Here is a 15,177-nt window from a genome sequence, read left to right as displayed (position 1 = left end):
TCCGTCCGCTCACATGTGGTCGACGGACTTAGGCAGCGCGTAGAAGGTCGGGTGGCGATACACCTTGTCTTCGGCCGGGTCGAAGAACATGTCCTTCTCGCCCGGGTCGCTGGCCACGATCTGGTCGGAGCGCACCACCCAGATGCTGCTGCCTTCCTGGCGGCGGGTGTAGACGTCGCGTGCCATCTGGATGGCCATCTTCGGGTCGGCCGCGTGCAGGCTGCCGCAGTGCTTGTGGTCGAGTCCGGCCTTGCTGCGCACGAACACCTCCCACAGAGGCCATTCCTGTTTCGTTTCGGTGCTCATGCTGCTTCCTTGATTGGTTGTTGCTTGTTGGCGTGGGCCAGCGCGGCTTCGCGCACCCATGCGCCGTCTTCCCAGGCGTCGACGCGGGCCTGCAGCCGCTCGCGGTTGCAGGGGCCGTCGCCGCCGATCACGCGCCAGAACTCGCTCCAGTCGATGGCGCCGAAGTCGTGCGCCTGGCGCTCTTCGTTCCACTTGAGGTCGGGGTCGGGCAGGGTCACGCCGAGGATGCGGGCCTGCTCCACGGTGGCGTCGACGAACTTCTGGCGCAGCTCGTCGTTGCTGAAGCGCTTGATGCCCCAGCGCATCGACTGCGCGCTGTTGGGCGACTGGTCGTCCGGCGGGCCGAACATCATGATCGAGGGCCACCACCAGCGGTTGACCGCGTCCTGCACCATCGCCTTCTGCGCCTCGGTGCCGTGGGTCATCATGGTCAGCAGCGCTTCGTAGCCCTGGCGCTGGTGGAAGCTCTCCTCGCGGCAGATGCGGATCATGGCGCGCGCATACGGCGCGTACGAGCAGCGGCAGATCGGCACCTGGTTCATGATGGCCGCGCCGTCCACCAGCCAGCCGATGGTGCCCATGTCTGCCCAGGTCAGCGTGGGGTAGTTGAAGATCGAGCTGTACTTGGCCTTGCCGCTGTGCAGCGCCTCGAACATCTGGTCGCGCGAGGTGCCCAGTGTTTCGGCGGCTGCATAAAGGTAGAGGCCGTGGCCGCCTTCGTCCTGCACCTTGGCCAGCAGGATGGCCTTGCGCTTGAGCGTGGGCGCGCGGCTGATCCAGTTGCCCTCGGGCAGCATGCCGACGATTTCCGAGTGCGCGTGCTGGCTGATCTGGCGCACCAGCGTCTTGCGGTAGTGCTCGGGCATCCAGTCTTTCGCCTCGATGAAGTCGCCGGCGTCGATGTGGGCGTCGAAGCGCTCCTCGAGCTGCATCTCCTCGGCGGAGCGGACGACTTTCTGCTTGCCGTCGCCCGCGTCCTTGCCCATGGTGTCCATTGCCTGGGTGTACATGTGCGTGTCCTTTCGGTGGATGTTGGAAGTGGCCTGGTCAGCGCGGGCGCGTGTCGATCACGCGGCGTGCCTTGCCGGTCTGGGTGCGTTCCATCTCGTCGGGCCCGTGGACCACCACGCGCGTCGAGATGCCGATGAGCGTCTTCACGCGGTGCTGCAGCCAGTCGCCGATGGCGGCGCGGTCGGCCGATGCGACGTCGGCGGGCTTGAGCTCGCAGTGGATCTCGACCTGGTCGAGCTTGTCGGCGCGGCTCACGTGCACCTGGTAGAGGCCCGAGAGCGCCTGGTGCGCGAGCACGATCTCCTCCACCTGCGTGGGGAAGACGTTGACGCCGCGGATGATCATCATGTCGTCGCTGCGCCCGACGATCTTGCCCATGCGGCGGAACGAGCGCGAGGTGGGCGGCAACAGGCGCGTGAGGTCGCGCGTGCGGTAGCGCACGATCGGCATGGCCTCCTTGCTCAGCGAGGTGAAGACGAGTTCGCCTTCCTCGCCGTCGGCCTTCAGCTCGCCGGTCTCGGGGTCGATGATCTCTGGGTAGAAGTGGTCTTCCCAGATGACGGGGCCGTCCTTGCTCTCGACGCATTCGCTGGCCACGCCGGGGCCCATCACTTCGCTGAGGCCGTAGATGTCGACCGCGTCGATGCCGGCCCTGGCCTCGATGTCGCGGCGCATGGCTTCGGTCCACGGCTCGGCGCCGAAGATGCCGACCTTGAGCGAGCTGTCTTTCGCGTCGAGGCCCTGGCGCTCGAACTGCTCGATGATCACCTGCATGTAGCTGGGCGTGACCATGATGATGTTCGGCTTGAAGTCCTGGATGAGCTGCACCTGCTTCTCGGTCTGGCCGCCCGACATCGGGATGACGGTGCAGCCCGCGCGCTCGGCGCCGTAGTGCGCGCCCAGGCCGCCGGTGAAGAGGCCGTAGCCGTACGACACGTGCACCATGTCGCCGGGACGGCCGCCCGCCGCGCGGATGGAGCGGGCGACGAGGTCGGCCCAGGTGTCGATGTCCTGCAGCGTGTAGCCCACCACGGTCGGCTTGCCGGTGGTGCCAGACGATGCGTGGATGCGTGCCACCTTCTCGCGCGGCACGGCGAACATGCCGAAGGGGTAGTTGTCGCGCAGGTCGCTCTTCACCGTGAAGGGGAACTTCGACAGGTCGGCCAGCGACTTCAGGTCGTCGGGGTGCACGCCCTTGGCGTCGAAGGCACGGCGGTAGTGGGGCACGTTCTCGTAGGCGCGCTGCAGCGTGGTGCGCAGGCGGGCGAGCTGCAGCGCCGCGATCTCGTCGCGGCTGGCGGTTTCGATGGGTTCGAGTTCGCCGGGGGCGGGGCGTTTGACTGTCATGGTGTGTTGTCTCCTCAGGCGGCTGCGGCGTTCGGAACGGCCGGGCGGCCCTTGGCCGTGTAGGAGCGGCCGCGGAAGATCGCGATGCGCTCGCCGCGCTGGTTGGTGATTTCGGTGTCGTACACGCCGGTGCGGCCGGCCTTCGACACCTCGTGGCAGCGCGCGGTGAGCACGTCGCCCTCGCGGGCCGGCGCGATGAAGTCGATGGCGAAGCCCGAGGCCACGGTCAGCTCGTCGTACGAGTTGCAGGCGAAGGCGAAGGTCGAGTCGGCCAGCGTGGCCATGAAGCCGCCGTGGCAGATGGCGTGGCCGTTGAGCATGTCGGTGCGCACGCGCATCTCGATGGTGGCCTGGCCGGGGCCGACCTCCACGATGCGCATGCCCAGGCCCTTGCTGGCGTTGTCGTTGGCGAACATGCCGTCGCGGACGTACTCGGCCGTCTGCTGGGGCGTGCGGGAAGAAGAAACGGTGTCGGCCATGGCTCAGCGGTCCTTGAAAACGGGGGCGCGTTTGGCGCGGAATGCCTCGACGCCTTCGCGGTAGTCGGCTGCGTTGCCCATGTCGCGCTGGATGCGGGCTTCCTCGGCGAGGGCCGCGCCCAGGTCCATGTCCTGTGCGGCGGCCATGGCCTCGCGGGTAGCGACCAGGGCGCGCGTGGGCATGCCGGCGAGCTTCGATGCGAGGGCTGCTGCGGTTTCGGTGAGCGCTGCGTCGTCCACGCACTGCCAGATCAGGCCGATGCGTGCTGCTTCCTCGGCGGGCAGCTTGTCGCCGAGCATCGCGATGCCCAGCGCGCGCGCCGAACCCACGAGGCGCGGCAGCAGCCAGGTGCCGCCGGTGTCGGGCACGAGGCCGATCTTGGTGAAGGCCTGGATGAAGCTCGCCGAGCGGGCGGCCACCACGAGGTCGCAGCACAGCGCGAGATTCGCGCCGGCACCCGCGGCCACGCCGTTGACGGCGGCGATCACCGGCACGGGCATCGAGCGCAGGCGCGCGACCAGCGGGGCGTACCAAGTGGAGATGACGTGGCCCAGGTCCTTGGGCGCGGCGCCGGGTGTCGGGTCGGGTGCGACCGACGGGTCGGCCAGGTCCTGCCCGGCGCAGAAGGCGCGGCCGGCACCGGTGAGCACCACGCAGCGCACGCTCGCATCGGCCGCCGCGGCTTCCAACTCCGCCATCAGCGCTTCGTGCAATTGCGTCGTGAAGCTGTTGAGGGCGGCCGGCCTGTTGAGGCTCAGCGTGCGGACGGCGCCGGCGTTGCTGGTGAGTACCAAAGGCTCAGTCATCGAGTGTCTCTTTCATCCTTTGTGGGTACGGGCCGGCGTGCAAACACTATTGACCGACCGTTCGGTTGATTTTAGGATCGACCCAGACGACGACACAAGCAGGGTTGATTCAGGGCAAACCCTGATACCCGTGACAAGTCGGTCAAACAAGGAGACAGAGCGAATGCCCAGCTATTCCATCGACGGCGTGATCCCGGTCGTCGACCCGAGCGCCTACGTGCATCCCAGCGCGGTGCTGATCGGCGACGTGATCGTCGGCCCGAACTGCTACGTGGGCCCCTGCGCCAGCCTGCGCGGCGACTTCGGTCGCATCGTGCTGGAGGAGGGCTCCAACGTGCAGGACCACTGCTGCATCCACGGCTTTCCCGACAACGACACGGTGGTCGAGGTCAACGGCCACATCGGCCACGGCGCGATCCTGCACAGCTGCATCGTGCGGCGCGACGCGCTGGTGGGCATGAACGCGGTGGTGATGGACGAGGCCGAGATCGGAGAGAAGGCCATCGTCGCGGCCTGCGCCTTCGTGCCGGCCGGCATGAAGGTGCCGGCGCGCTCGCTGGCGGCGGGCATTCCGGCGAAGGTGAAGCGCGAGCTGAGCGAGGACGAGATCGCGTGGAAGCTCGAAGGCACGCAGACCTACCAGGCGCTCACGGTGCGCAGCCTCGCGAGCCTGCGCGAGGTGGAGCCGCTTTCCAGCGTGGAGAAGAACCGCCCGAGCCTGCCGGCCACCGACGTGCGCTCGCTCATCGCCACGAAGCGGGGCTGACGACCGCCTTCGCGCTTCGTGCAAGATCGCCCGTTTCCTTCAACCGAACAACAACCGAGGAACAGCAACCGATGCCGCGTGGAAGATCCGCCACCTACGAGGACCAGCGTGAATTCATCCTCGCGCAGGCCGCCCAGCTGTTCGCGCGCAGCGGCTATCCCGCCACCTCGATGAACCAGGTGGCCGAGGCCTGCGGCCTCTCGAAGGCCACGCTGTACCACTACTACAAGGACAAGAGCAGCCTGCTCATCAGCATCGCGGAGACGCACGTCTCCAAGCTCGCCGCGCTGGTGGCCGAGGAAGAGGCCTCGCCGCACACCGACGAGGAGCGCCTGCGCCGCTTCATCTACCGCATCGTCGAGGAATACGCCGGAGCACAGGACGCGCACCGCGTGCTGACCGACGACGTGCGCTTTCTCGAAGAGGCCGACCGCGAGCGCGTGCTGGACAAGGAGCGCGAGGTGGTCGCGGGCTTCGCGCGCGCGGTGTCGGCGCTGCGGCCCGGCGCACCGAGCGACGACCTGGCCAAGCCGCTGACCATGCTGCTGTTCGGCATGATCAACTGGATGTTCACCTGGATGAAGCCCGACGGCCGGCTCGACCACGCGGCCATCGCGCCGATCGTGGCCGACCTGTTCCTGGGCGGGATCGGCGCGGTGAGGTCGCCCGAGGCGGCCGCCGCCCCGCGAGGCGCTAGAGAATCCGGTTGAACCAGAGCAGCGAGAGGCCCGCCGACAGCAGCGTCAGCACGGCAGCGCACAGCGCGAAGAGCGCGGAGATCTCGGTTTCCTTCTTCTCCACCGTGAGCTTGGAGCTCAGCGTCTCGTAGACCTTCTTCAGGTCGTTCGCGGTGCCTGCGTAGAAGTATTCGGCGTTGGTCTTGTTGGCGATGGCCTTGAGCGTCTCCTCGTCGAGTCGCACGCGCATCGACCAGCCTTCGAAGCCGATGGTCTCGCCGTCGACCGTACCCACGCCCACCGTGTAGATGCGCACGCCGCGGTCGGCCGCTGCCTTGGCTGCGTCGAGCGGATCGACGCCGGTGGTGCGCTGGCCGTCGGTCAGCATGATGACCGCCGCCGAGGTGAACGAGCCGGGCGCCACGGGCGTGAACTCCTTGAGCTTCTTCTCGTTCTGGTCGATGGCCGCACCGCGCTGGCGGCTGGGCGAGCTGAACTGCTCGACGTCGATGCCCGCATCGGGGAACAGCGTGGCCAGAGACACCACGATGGCATTGCCCGTGGCGGTGGCGCGCTGCAGCTGGAAGCTGTCGATGGCGGTCACCAGGTCTTCGTGGTTGGTGGTGGGCAGCTGCGCCACCTGCGCGCTGCCCGCGAAGGCGACGATGCCCACCTTCACGGTGCGCGGCAGGTCCTTGATGAAGCTCTTGGCCGCCTCCTGCGCCGCCACGAGCCGGTTGGGCTGCACGTCGGCCGCGCGCATGCTGCCCGACACGTCCATCGCCAGGATGATGGTCTGCTGGTTCGACGGCAGCACCACCACCGCCATCGGCCGTGCCGCGGCCACCAGCATCGCGGCCATGGCCAGCAGGAACAGCAGGGGCGGCAGGTGCCGTCGCACGCTCTGCCCGGCGCCCATGGCCTCGCGCACGATCGACAGGCTGGCGTAGCGCACCGCCAGCTTCTTCTTGCGGCGCAGCAGCCAGAGATAAAGCAGGATCAGCAGCGGCAACGCCGCCAGCAGCCAGAGGAATTGGGGCCAGAGAAAAGTCATGCTGCCACCGCCTTCAGACCAGCCTGGCCGATGCGCGCGCGGCGCTTGCGCAGATCGGCGAAACGGACGATGGCTTCCACCAGATCGTCATCGGTAGAGAGTTCGAGCGCGTCCACGCCGGCCCGGGCCAGCGCCTCGCGCAATGCGGTCTCGCGCTCGGCCGCCAGCCGGGCGAAGCGCTTGCGGAAGCCCGCGTCGTGGGTGTCGACCCACAGCTGCTCGCCGGTTTCGGCGTCGCGCAGCGGCACCAGGCCGAGGTCGGGCAGCTCGAGTTCGAGCGGATCGAAGAGGCGCACGGCGACGACCTCGTGGCGCTGCACCAGCTGGCCCAGCGGGCGTTCCCATCCGGGCTCGCTCAGGAAGTCGGACACCACGAACACGGTGGAGCGCCGGGGCATCAGCGTGGCGGCCGACTTGAGCAGGTCGGCCAGGCGCGTCATGCCTTTCTGCGTGGGCGCGGACTCGGTCTTGCCGGCGCGCTTTTCCATCGCGTGCAGCAGATGCAGCACATGGCGCCGTCCGCTGCGCGGCGGGATCACGGCTTCGAGGTCGCTGCCGTAGACCAGCGCGCCCACCCGGTTGCCGTGCCGCGTGAGCAGACGGGCCAGCACGCCGACGAAGCCCGCCGAGATCTCTCGCTTGGCCTTCAGCCCCGAGCCGAAGTCGACCGAGCGGCTCAGGTCGAGCACGAACCAGGCGGCCATCTCGCGGTCTTCGGTGAACACGCGCACGTGCGGCGTCTGCAGCCGAGCGGTGACATTCCAGTCGATGTGGCGCACGTCGTCGTTGTGCTGGTACTCGCGCAGGTCGGCCAGGTCGAGCCCGGCACCGCGCATCAGCGTGCGGTAGTCGCCCTGCAGCAGGCCGTCGAGGCGGCGGATCACGGTCCACTCGAGCCGGCGCAGCGCGCGTTCGGCCCCGCCGGCTTCAGCGGCGAGCCGTTCGTCGTTCGCGGCCGAGGGGGCCTTACGCCACCAGCTTTTCATGCGATTTCAGGGAACACCGCGGAACCGGCTTTGCCGGGCCGCTGGTGTTGCCCCCTGCAAGGGGGTTGGCGAAGCGACACGAAGTGCGCGAAGACTGGGGGTGTGCTCATTTCAGGCCACCAGCTTTTCATGTTCGAGCGGTTTCGGTGGAGCGGGGACTGCGCGCATGATCTTCTCGACCAGGCTGTCGGGCGTCAGGCCTTCGGACAAGCCTTCGTAGGAAAGCGTCACGCGATGGCGCAGCACGTCGGGCACCAGTGCCGTCATGTCTTCCGGCAGCGCGTAGCTGCGCCCGCGCAGCAGCGCCAGGGCGCGCGCGCCTTCGGTCAGGCTGATGCTGGCGCGCGGGCTGGCGCCGAAGGTGATGAAGCGGCGCAGGTCTTTCAGGCCGTGCTTCTCGGGCGTGCGCGTGGCCGACACCAGCTTCACCGCGTACTGGATCAGCGAAGGGTCGACGTACACGCGCCGGGCTTCGGCCTGCAGCGCGGCGAGCTGCTCGGTGGTGGCGACCGGCGTGGCGTTGACCGCCGGGCCGATCACGCGTTGGACGATGACGAACTCTTCCTCGTCGCTCGGATAGTCGACCAGCACCTTCATCATGAAGCGGTCGACCTGCGCCTCGGGCAGCGGGTAGGTGCCCTCGGTCTCGATGGGGTTCTGCGTGGCCATCACGAGGAAGGGGCGGGGCACCTTGTGCGTCTCGCCGGCAATGGTGACCTGGCGTTCCTGCATCACCTCGAGCAGCGCGCTCTGCACCTTGGCTGGCGCGCGGTTGATTTCGTCGGCCAGCAGCAGGTTGGCGAACACCGGGCCCAGCGAGGTGCTGAACTCGCCCGTCTTCTGGTTGTAGATGCGCGTGCCCACCAGGTCGGCCGGCACCAGGTCGGGCGTGAACTGGATGCGCTTGAACTGGCCGCGCACGGTGTCGGCCAGCGTCTTCACGGTGAGCGTCTTCGCCAGGCCCGGCACGCCTTCGACCAGCAGGTGCCCGCCCGCGAGCATGGCGACCATCACGCGCTCCAGGAAGCGGTCCTGGCCCACGACCACGCGCTTCACCTCGTAGAGGATCTGCTCCATCAGTTCGGCGGTGCCGGCGGGCGTGGGGTTGACGGTCTCTGTGCTCATGCGAAGGACTTTCGAAGGAGGATCGATCAGAACGGTGGCGAGCCCGCGGCGGACGCGGCGTTCTCGATGGGCACCGCGAAGCCGATGCCGATGAAGGTGCGCTGCTGCGTCGGGTTGAGGATGGCGGTGACGATGCCGAGCACCTCGCCGTCCATGTTGATCAGCGGCCCGCCCGAGTTGCCGGGGTTGGCGGCCGCGTCGAACTGGATCAGGTTGCCCAGCTCCTGCTTGCCCTCGGGCGAGCGGAACGAGCGCTTCAGGCCCGACACCACGCCGGCCGATACCGAGGGTCCGATGCCGAACGGAAAGCCCACGGCCGCCACCTGGTCGCCGGGGCGCAGGTCGGCGGTGGAGCGCATGGTGGCCGGGATCAGGTCGTCGGGAATCTTCTGCGCCTGCAGCACCGCGAGGTCGTTCTCGGGCTGCACGCCGGTGATGGTGGCGGCGGCTTCCAGGCCGTCGTAGAAGGTGACCTTGATCTTGTCGGCACCTGCGACCACGTGCAGGTTGGTGAGGATCACGCCCTTGTCGACGATCACCACCCCCGTACCCACGCCGCGTTCGACTTCACCCGGCGCCACGCCGTCGTTGGGAGCTTCCGGTGGCTTGCCCTTGGCCATGTTGCGGCCGCGCTTCTGGGTCTTGGCTTCGGGCGTGTTCTTCTCCTCGCCGTAGCTCACCACCCGCACGACCGAGGGGCGGATGATGTCGGCCGCCTTGGCCGCCGGAGAGGGCAGGGTGTTGGTCTGCAGCGAGCGCAGCACGGCCGCGTCGATGTCTTTCTGTGTGAGGGCCTTGGCGCCCGGGCGGGGCATCCAGAACGCGGTGCCCGTGACCAGCGCGGCCGAGAGCACGATGAGCAGCGCGAAGCTGCGGCGGCCGGGTTGCCAGCCGGTCTTGCCCGCGGGAGCGGCTCCGGGTGGCTGGTCCGCGCCGGCGGCTTCGGGCGATGCCGGCGCATCCGCCCGTTCGGCCGCCTCGTCTGCGGCCGGCGGCAGCGTGCGGGGCGAGCGGCTGTAGAAGGCGGGCCTGCGCATCGGAGTACCTCCGGCTAAAAAATCGCAAATCGCGTGTACAGGAGTTCACAGTAGCACGCTTTCCGCGCCTGCGCATCCCATCGGGCATCATCGAGCGATGGCTACCTTCATCGATACCCACTGTCATCTGGACGCGCCCGAATTCGGTGCGGAGATGCCCGTCCTGCGCGCCCGCGCCGCCGAACGGGGGGTGGCGATGTGCGTGATCCCGGCGGTGGCCGTCTTCAACTTCTCCACCGTGCGCGAGCTGGCCCACGCGCAGGGCGATGCCTACGCCCTGGGCATCCATCCGCTGTGCACCGGCGAGGCGAAGGACGAGGACCTCGAGGCGCTCGATGCCGAACTGGCCACGCGGCGCGACGACCCGAGGCTGGTGGCTGTCGGCGAGATCGGCCTCGACTACTTCGTCGAGGGGCTGGACGGCGAAAAGCAGGAGCGGTTCTTTCACACTCAGTTGCAACTGGCACGCAGGCACGGGTTACCCGTGCTCATCCACGTGCGGCGTTCGGTCGACAAGGTGCTCAAACATCTGCGGCAGACGGCGGGCGGGAAACCGTGGCAGGGCATCGCCCACGCCTTCAACGGCAGCGAGCAGCAGGCCGGCGCCTGCATCGAGCTCGGATTGAAGCTGGGCTTTGGCGGCGCGGTGACCTTCGAGCGCGCCCTGCAGCTGCGCCGGCTCGCCTCCACGCTGCCGATGGAATCGATCGTCATGGAGACCGACGCGCCCGACATCCAGCCGCACTGGATCTACCGCACGCAGGCCCAGCGCGATGCCGGCGAGGCGCAGGGCCGCAACGAGCCGGCGGAACTGCCGCGCATCGCGGAAGTGGTGGCGCAGCTGCGGGGCATCGCCATCGATGCGCTGGCCGAAGCGACCACTGGCAATGCGGTCGCGGCCCTGCCGAAGCTCCAAAGTCTGCTGTCCGCGTCGGATGGCCGGAAGCCCTCCGCGTAGGCCGATTTCCCGAGTTGCGCCCAAGCGTGCCGCCGGGCCTTTTTTGCTGTCATCCTTGAAGTTCGAAGTGGCGTTGGTTGTGCAGTGGCACATCCGTCACTCCCATACTTCACTCAAAAAAGGAGTCTTTCGATGACCAAATCCTTCGTACGCACCGTTCCCGTCGTGGTCGCCCTGGCGCTCGCATCCGTCGGCCTGTCGGCCGTCGCGCAGACCGCCGCCACCACCGAACCCTCCACCACCGAGAAGGTGAAGGAAGCCGGCAAGGACGCAGTGAACGCTACCGAGCGCGGAGCGGAAAAGGCCTGGGACGCCACCAAGAGCACCACCAAGAAGGCCGTGAACGCCACCGAGCGCGGCACCAAGAAGGCCTGGAACGCGACCAAGCGCACCACCAAGAAGGCGACCACCGCCACCAAGAACGCAGCCGCGAAGACCGGCGACGCCGTCGAGAACGCCGGCCACAAGACGGCCGATGGCATGCGCAGCACCGGCAAGGCCATTGGCGAGAAGATTCCCGGCACGGCCGAGAACGAAGCCGCCAAGAAGTAAGTCGTTCAGCTGACCCGGCGATGCCGGCCGGCTGTTCCGCCCCTCTCCAGGAAACCCGCCTCGGCGGGTTTTTTCATGGGCGGCCCGGGCGAGTGCCGGACGGTGGCACGATTGCCGCCCATGAATCCACCCGCCGCATCCGCCACCGCCACGAGCCAGATGCTCACGGGGCTCGCGCCCGTCGTGTCGCCGGGCACCGTCTTGCTGGTCCTCGGCAGCTTTCCCGGGGTCAGGTCGCTCGAACTGCAGCAGTACTATGCACACCCCCAAAACCAGTTCTGGAAGATCTTGCAAGCCGTCTGGCCCGAAGTCCCCTTGCCGTCGGGCGTAGACAGCTACGCGCAACGCTGCCGCTGGCTGCTCGACCGCGGCCTGGGCGTGTGGGACGTGTATGCGTCCTGCGAGCGCGAGGGCAGCCTCGATTCGGCCATCCGCGCGCCGGTGGCGAACGACATCGCCGGCCTGCACCTGCCGAAGCTCGCGGCCATCGCGCACAACGGCGGCGAGAGCTTCAAGCATGCGCGCCACACGCGCACCCTCGGCGTGCCGGTCTACCAGCTGCCTTCCACCAGCCCCGCCAACGCGTCGTGGAGCTTCGAGCGCAAGCTCGCGGCCTGGCGCGAGGTGCTGGCGGCCCACAAACTAGTCGTCTGACGGCATCGATGGCATCGAGCAAAACTCCTATTTCCCTACCCGAAGTCAATTTCTCCGACTGGGGCGACATCCGCTACCTGCACCTCGGTACCGAGTGGGTCCAGGGCTCGATGAAGCTCGACGCGCCCTTCGAGATCGAGCTCGAATACGTGCAGCGGATGATGGCCTGGCTGCTCTTCGCCGACCCGAAGACCGTGGCCAGCCGCCACGCGATGCAGCTCGGCCTGGGCGCGGCCACGCTGACCAAGTTCAGCCGCAAGATCCTGCGCATGCGCACCACCGCGATCGAGCTCAATCCGCAGGTGGTGTCGGCCTGCCGCGGCTGGTTCAAGCTGCCGCCGGACGACCCGAAGCTGCGCGTGGTGATCGCCGATGCCGCAGCCGAGATCCGCAAGCCCGAATGGCACGGCACGGTCGATGCGCTGCAGGTCGACCTGTACGACCACGAGGCCGCCGCGCCCGTGCTCGACAGCGAGGACTTCTACGCAGACTGCCGCACGCTGCTCACCGATGACGGTTGCATGACCGTCAACCTTTTCGGCCGCTCGTCGAGCTACGAGCGCAGCCTCGAGAAGATCTCCTCCGCGTTCGGCGCCGATGCGGTCTGGGCCTTCAAGCCGACGCGCGAAGGCAACACGGTGGTGCTCGCCCAGCGCACACCGGGCCGCCCGAAGCGCGAGGCGCTTGCCGAGCGCGCCCAAACGATCCAGACTCGCTGGGGCCTGCCCGCGCCGAAATGGCTGCGGGTCTTCAAGCCACAGAACCCGACACTCACCCGAACGACCTCCGGCTCATGAGCGCTGTATCCGCTGCTTCCGCCCCCGCCCCGCTGGCCGCGCGCCACGAAGGCCCGCTCGACCTGCGGCGCCTGATCGAATGGCTCGCCTCCGACGGCGTGATTTCCCCGGTCGAGGCCAAGCGCACCATCGCCCGCTGCGCGCAGGCCGAGAGCCGGCAGGCCCCGCTGGTGCGGCTGGCCAACGTGGCCATGACGCGCGAGAGCGACAACAAGCCGCTCGATCTCGAAACCCTCACGCAATGGCTCGCGGGCCGCGCGGGCCTTTCCTACCTGCGCATCGATCCGCTCAAGGTCGACGTGGGCAAGGTGGCCGACACCATGAGCGCGGCCTATGCCGAGCGCCACAAGGTGCTGCCGGTGCAGGTGCTGCCCAACGAGGTGGTGGTGGCCACGGCCGAGCCCTTCCTCACCGACTGGATCGCCGAGGTCGAGCGGCAGGCGCGCCGCTCGGTGCGGCGCGTGGTCGCCAACCCGGCCGACATCCAGCGCTACACGGCCGAGTTCTTCGCGCTCGCGAAGTCGGTGCGCGCCGCGCAGAAGGCCGGCGGCAACGCCAGCACCACGAGCTTCGAGCAGCTGGTCGAGCTCGGCAAGAGCAACAAGCAGCTCGACGCCAACGACCAGAGCGTGGTGCAGGTGGTCGACTGGCTGTGGCAGTACGCCTTCGACCAGCGCGCGAGCGACATCCACCTGGAGCCGCGCCGCGAGCAGGGCGTGATCCGCTTCCGCATCGACGGCATCCTGCATCCGGCCTACCAGATGCCCATGGGCGTGATGAACGCGATGGTCGCGCGCATCAAGCTGCTGGGCCGCATGGACGTGGTCGAGAAGCGCCGTCCGCTCGATGGCCGCATCAAGACCCGCAACATGCGCGGCGACGAGGTCGAAATGCGGCTGTCGACGCTGCCGACCGCCTTCGGCGAGAAGATGGTGATGCGGATCTTCGACCCCGACACCGCGGTGAAGGACCTCGACGCGCTGGGCTTCGCGCAGCACGACGCGCAGCGCTGGGAGCAGCTCGTCACCCGGCCCAACGGCATCATCCTGGTGACCGGCCCAACGGGCTCGGGCAAGACCACCACGCTGTATTCCACGCTCAAGCGCGTGGCGACCGAGGAGGTCAACGTGAGCACGGTGGAGGACCCGATCGAAATGATCGAGACCTCCTTCAACCAGACGCAGGTGCAGCCGCAGCTCGACTTCGGCTTCACCGAAGGCCTGCGAGCGCTGATGCGGCAGGACCCGGACATCATCATGGTCGGCGAAATCCGCGACCTCGCCACCGCCGAGATGGCGGTGCAGGCGGCGCTCACCGGCCACCTGGTGTTCAGCACGCTGCACACCAACGATGCGCCGAGCGCCATCACGCGGCTGATGGAACTGGGCGTGCCCTCGTACCTCATCAACGCCGTGATGCTGGGCGTGCTCGCGCAGCGCCTCGTGCGCACGCTGTGCCCCAACTGCAAGCAGCCCGACGACACCGTCACCCGCGAGAAGCTCGAGGCCATCGTCAAGCCGTGGCAGATCACGGGCTCGGTGCGCGCCTACAAGCCGGTGGGCTGCGTCGACTGCCGCATGACCGGCTACATGGGGCGCATGGGGCTCTACGAGCTGCTGAGCGTCAGCGAGCCGTTCAAGAGCCAGGTCACGAAGGAGCCCAACCTCGCCGGGCTGCGCCGCCAGGCCGTGATCGACGGCATGCGGCCGCTGCGGCTGGCCGGCGCGCTGCGCGTGGCAGAAGGCGTGACCACCATCGAAGAGGTGCTCAGCGCCACGCCTCCGCTGGAATGACCTGCGCTGCGTTCCAGCCACCCCGGGAGCGGTGAATACTCCCGGGTTATCCCTAGGACTTTGGTTAGTGGAATCCACATCGGCCTGACCGGAGGCTGACTCGACAATCCCGCATCGAAATTTGTTCGAGGAGACTGTTCGTGAAGATCAAGAGTCAGAAAGACTTTTTCTCGGGTCTGATGTTCACGGTGGTGGGTGTGGCGTTCGCATGGGGCGCCACCACCTACACCGTGGGCACCGGGGCCCGGATGGGACCGGGTTACTTCCCGTTGATGCTCGGCATCCTGATGGCCCTCATCGGCCTCGGGATCATGTTCAGCGGGCTCACCGTCGAGACCACCGACGGCGAGAAGATCGGCAAGTGGGCCTGGAAGCAGGTGGTGTACATCCTCGGCGCCAACCTGGCGTTCGGCATCCTGCTCGGCGGCCTGCCGAGCGTCGGCATCCCGGCCATGGGCATGATCATCGCCATCTACGCGCTGGTGATCATCGCCAGCCTCGCGGGCCACGAATTCAAGCTGCCCAGCGTGCTGGTCCTGGCCACCGTGCTGGCCGTCGGCAGCTATGTCGCGTTCATCTGGGCGCTCAAGCTCCAGATCCAGGTCTGGCCGACCTTCATCACCGGTTGAGACGAAAGCCGATTCCACCATGGACCTGATCCACAACCTTTCCGTCGGTTTTGGCGTCGCCTTTACCTTCACCAACCTGCTGTACTGCCTGATCGGCTGTATCTTGGGCACGCTGATCGGCGTGCTGCCGGGCATCGGCCCGGTCGCGACCATCGCGATGCTGCTGCCGGCAACCTACGCGCTGCCGCCGGTTTCGGCG

18 protein-coding genes are annotated in these 15,177 nt (G+C 67.9%); 9 read left to right on the top strand and 9 right to left on the bottom strand.

The features are described 5' to 3' along the window. Window positions 1–9: 9 nt before the first annotated feature. Genes paaB through BMY35_RS06535 form a run of 5 tightly spaced genes read right to left on the bottom strand, consistent with a single transcriptional unit; the run spans window position 10 to window position 3,950 of the window. Window positions 10–306 carry a 1,2-phenylacetyl-CoA epoxidase subunit PaaB gene (gene paaB / locus BMY35_RS06555; RefSeq protein ID WP_093196214.1) on the bottom strand — a complete coding sequence of 99 codons (297 nt, stop codon included), beginning with the start codon at window positions 304–306 and terminating at the stop codon, window positions 10–12. Further along, window positions 303–1,316 carry a 1,2-phenylacetyl-CoA epoxidase subunit PaaA gene (gene paaA / locus BMY35_RS06550; RefSeq protein WP_093196213.1) on the bottom strand — a complete coding sequence of 338 codons (1,014 nt, stop codon included), beginning with the start codon at window positions 1,314–1,316 and terminating at the stop codon, window positions 303–305. Before paaA ends, paaB begins: the two co-directional genes overlap by 4 nt. 37 nt (window positions 1,317–1,353) lie before the next feature. Then, entirely contained in the window at window positions 1,354–2,664 is a 1,311-nt protein-coding gene (gene paaK, locus BMY35_RS06545) for a phenylacetate--CoA ligase PaaK (protein ID WP_093196212.1), read from the bottom strand. Window positions 2,665–2,678: 14 nt separating this feature from the next. After that, a complete protein-coding gene (paaI, locus tag BMY35_RS06540) occupies window positions 2,679–3,143 on the bottom strand; it encodes a hydroxyphenylacetyl-CoA thioesterase PaaI (protein ID WP_093196211.1) in 465 nt (154 codons plus the stop codon). A 3-nt stretch (window positions 3,144–3,146) separates the two neighbouring features. Continuing rightward, window positions 3,147–3,950: an enoyl-CoA hydratase-related protein gene (locus tag BMY35_RS06535; protein ID WP_093196210.1), complete on the bottom strand. Its 804-nt coding sequence runs from the start codon at window positions 3,948–3,950 to the stop codon at window positions 3,147–3,149. 163 nt (window positions 3,951–4,113) lie between these two features. Here BMY35_RS06535 and BMY35_RS06530 point away from each other — a divergent pair, with 163 nt between their 5' ends. Further along, complete coding sequence (locus tag BMY35_RS06530; RefSeq protein ID WP_093196209.1) at window positions 4,114–4,716, top strand: phenylacetic acid degradation protein PaaY; 603 nt, start codon at window positions 4,114–4,116, stop codon at window positions 4,714–4,716. A gap of 71 nt (window positions 4,717–4,787) precedes the next feature. Then, entirely contained in the window at window positions 4,788–5,426 is a 639-nt protein-coding gene (locus tag BMY35_RS06525; RefSeq protein WP_093196208.1) for a TetR/AcrR family transcriptional regulator, read from the top strand. Here the strand turns inward: BMY35_RS06525 and BMY35_RS06520 are convergent. From BMY35_RS06520 to BMY35_RS06505, 4 genes are all read right to left on the bottom strand, one after another. Next, complete coding sequence (locus BMY35_RS06520) at window positions 5,410–6,447, bottom strand: VWA domain-containing protein (RefSeq protein ID WP_093196207.1); 1,038 nt, start codon at window positions 6,445–6,447, stop codon at window positions 5,410–5,412. The genes BMY35_RS06525 and BMY35_RS06520 overlap by 17 nt on opposite strands. Beyond that, window positions 6,444–7,433, bottom strand: coding sequence for a DUF58 domain-containing protein (locus BMY35_RS06515; RefSeq protein ID WP_093196206.1), 990 nt, complete (start codon window positions 7,431–7,433; stop codon window positions 6,444–6,446). Before BMY35_RS06515 ends, BMY35_RS06520 begins: the two co-directional genes overlap by 4 nt. 111 nt (window positions 7,434–7,544) lie before the next feature. Beyond that, window positions 7,545–8,558: an AAA family ATPase gene (locus BMY35_RS06510; protein ID WP_093196205.1), complete on the bottom strand. Its 1,014-nt coding sequence runs from the start codon at window positions 8,556–8,558 to the stop codon at window positions 7,545–7,547. Between the two features lie 26 nt (window positions 8,559–8,584). Further along, window positions 8,585–9,595: a S1C family serine protease gene (locus tag BMY35_RS06505; RefSeq protein ID WP_093196204.1), complete on the bottom strand. Its 1,011-nt coding sequence runs from the start codon at window positions 9,593–9,595 to the stop codon at window positions 8,585–8,587. A 97-nt stretch (window positions 9,596–9,692) separates the two neighbouring features. On the opposite strand from BMY35_RS06505, the gene BMY35_RS06500 reads away from it, so the two are divergent. From BMY35_RS06500 to BMY35_RS06470, 7 genes are all read left to right on the top strand, one after another. Then, window positions 9,693–10,553: a TatD family hydrolase gene (locus BMY35_RS06500; protein ID WP_093196203.1), complete on the top strand. Its 861-nt coding sequence runs from the start codon at window positions 9,693–9,695 to the stop codon at window positions 10,551–10,553. Window positions 10,554–10,685: 132 nt separating this feature from the next. Further along, window positions 10,686–11,105 carry a hypothetical protein gene (locus tag BMY35_RS06495; protein WP_093196202.1) on the top strand — a complete coding sequence of 140 codons (420 nt, stop codon included), beginning with the start codon at window positions 10,686–10,688 and terminating at the stop codon, window positions 11,103–11,105. A gap of 120 nt (window positions 11,106–11,225) precedes the next feature. Further along, entirely contained in the window at window positions 11,226–11,759 is a 534-nt protein-coding gene (locus BMY35_RS06490) for a DNA-deoxyinosine glycosylase (RefSeq protein ID WP_093196201.1), read from the top strand. 8 nt (window positions 11,760–11,767) lie between these two features. Next, a complete protein-coding gene (locus BMY35_RS06485; RefSeq protein WP_093196200.1) occupies window positions 11,768–12,556 on the top strand; it encodes a class I SAM-dependent methyltransferase in 789 nt (262 codons plus the stop codon). Further along, window positions 12,553–14,349, top strand: coding sequence for a type IV pilus assembly ATPase TfpB (locus tag BMY35_RS06480; RefSeq protein WP_093196199.1), 1,797 nt, complete (start codon window positions 12,553–12,555; stop codon window positions 14,347–14,349). Before BMY35_RS06485 ends, BMY35_RS06480 begins: the two co-directional genes overlap by 4 nt. A 140-nt stretch (window positions 14,350–14,489) precedes the next feature. Then, window positions 14,490–14,978 (top strand): tripartite tricarboxylate transporter TctB family protein, encoded by a 489-nt coding sequence (locus BMY35_RS06475; protein WP_093196198.1) that lies wholly within the window; start codon window positions 14,490–14,492, stop codon window positions 14,976–14,978. A gap of 19 nt (window positions 14,979–14,997) precedes the next feature. Beyond that, window positions 14,998–15,177 (top strand): tripartite tricarboxylate transporter permease (locus tag BMY35_RS06470; protein ID WP_177213583.1); only part of this gene is annotated, 180 nt, incomplete at its 3' end.

The sequence above is a fragment of the Variovorax sp. YR750 genome (assembly GCF_900109805.1).
GTDB lineage: Bacteria > Pseudomonadota > Gammaproteobacteria > Burkholderiales > Burkholderiaceae_C > Variovorax > Variovorax gossypii.
This window is presented reverse-complemented; position numbering and strand designations above follow the sequence as displayed.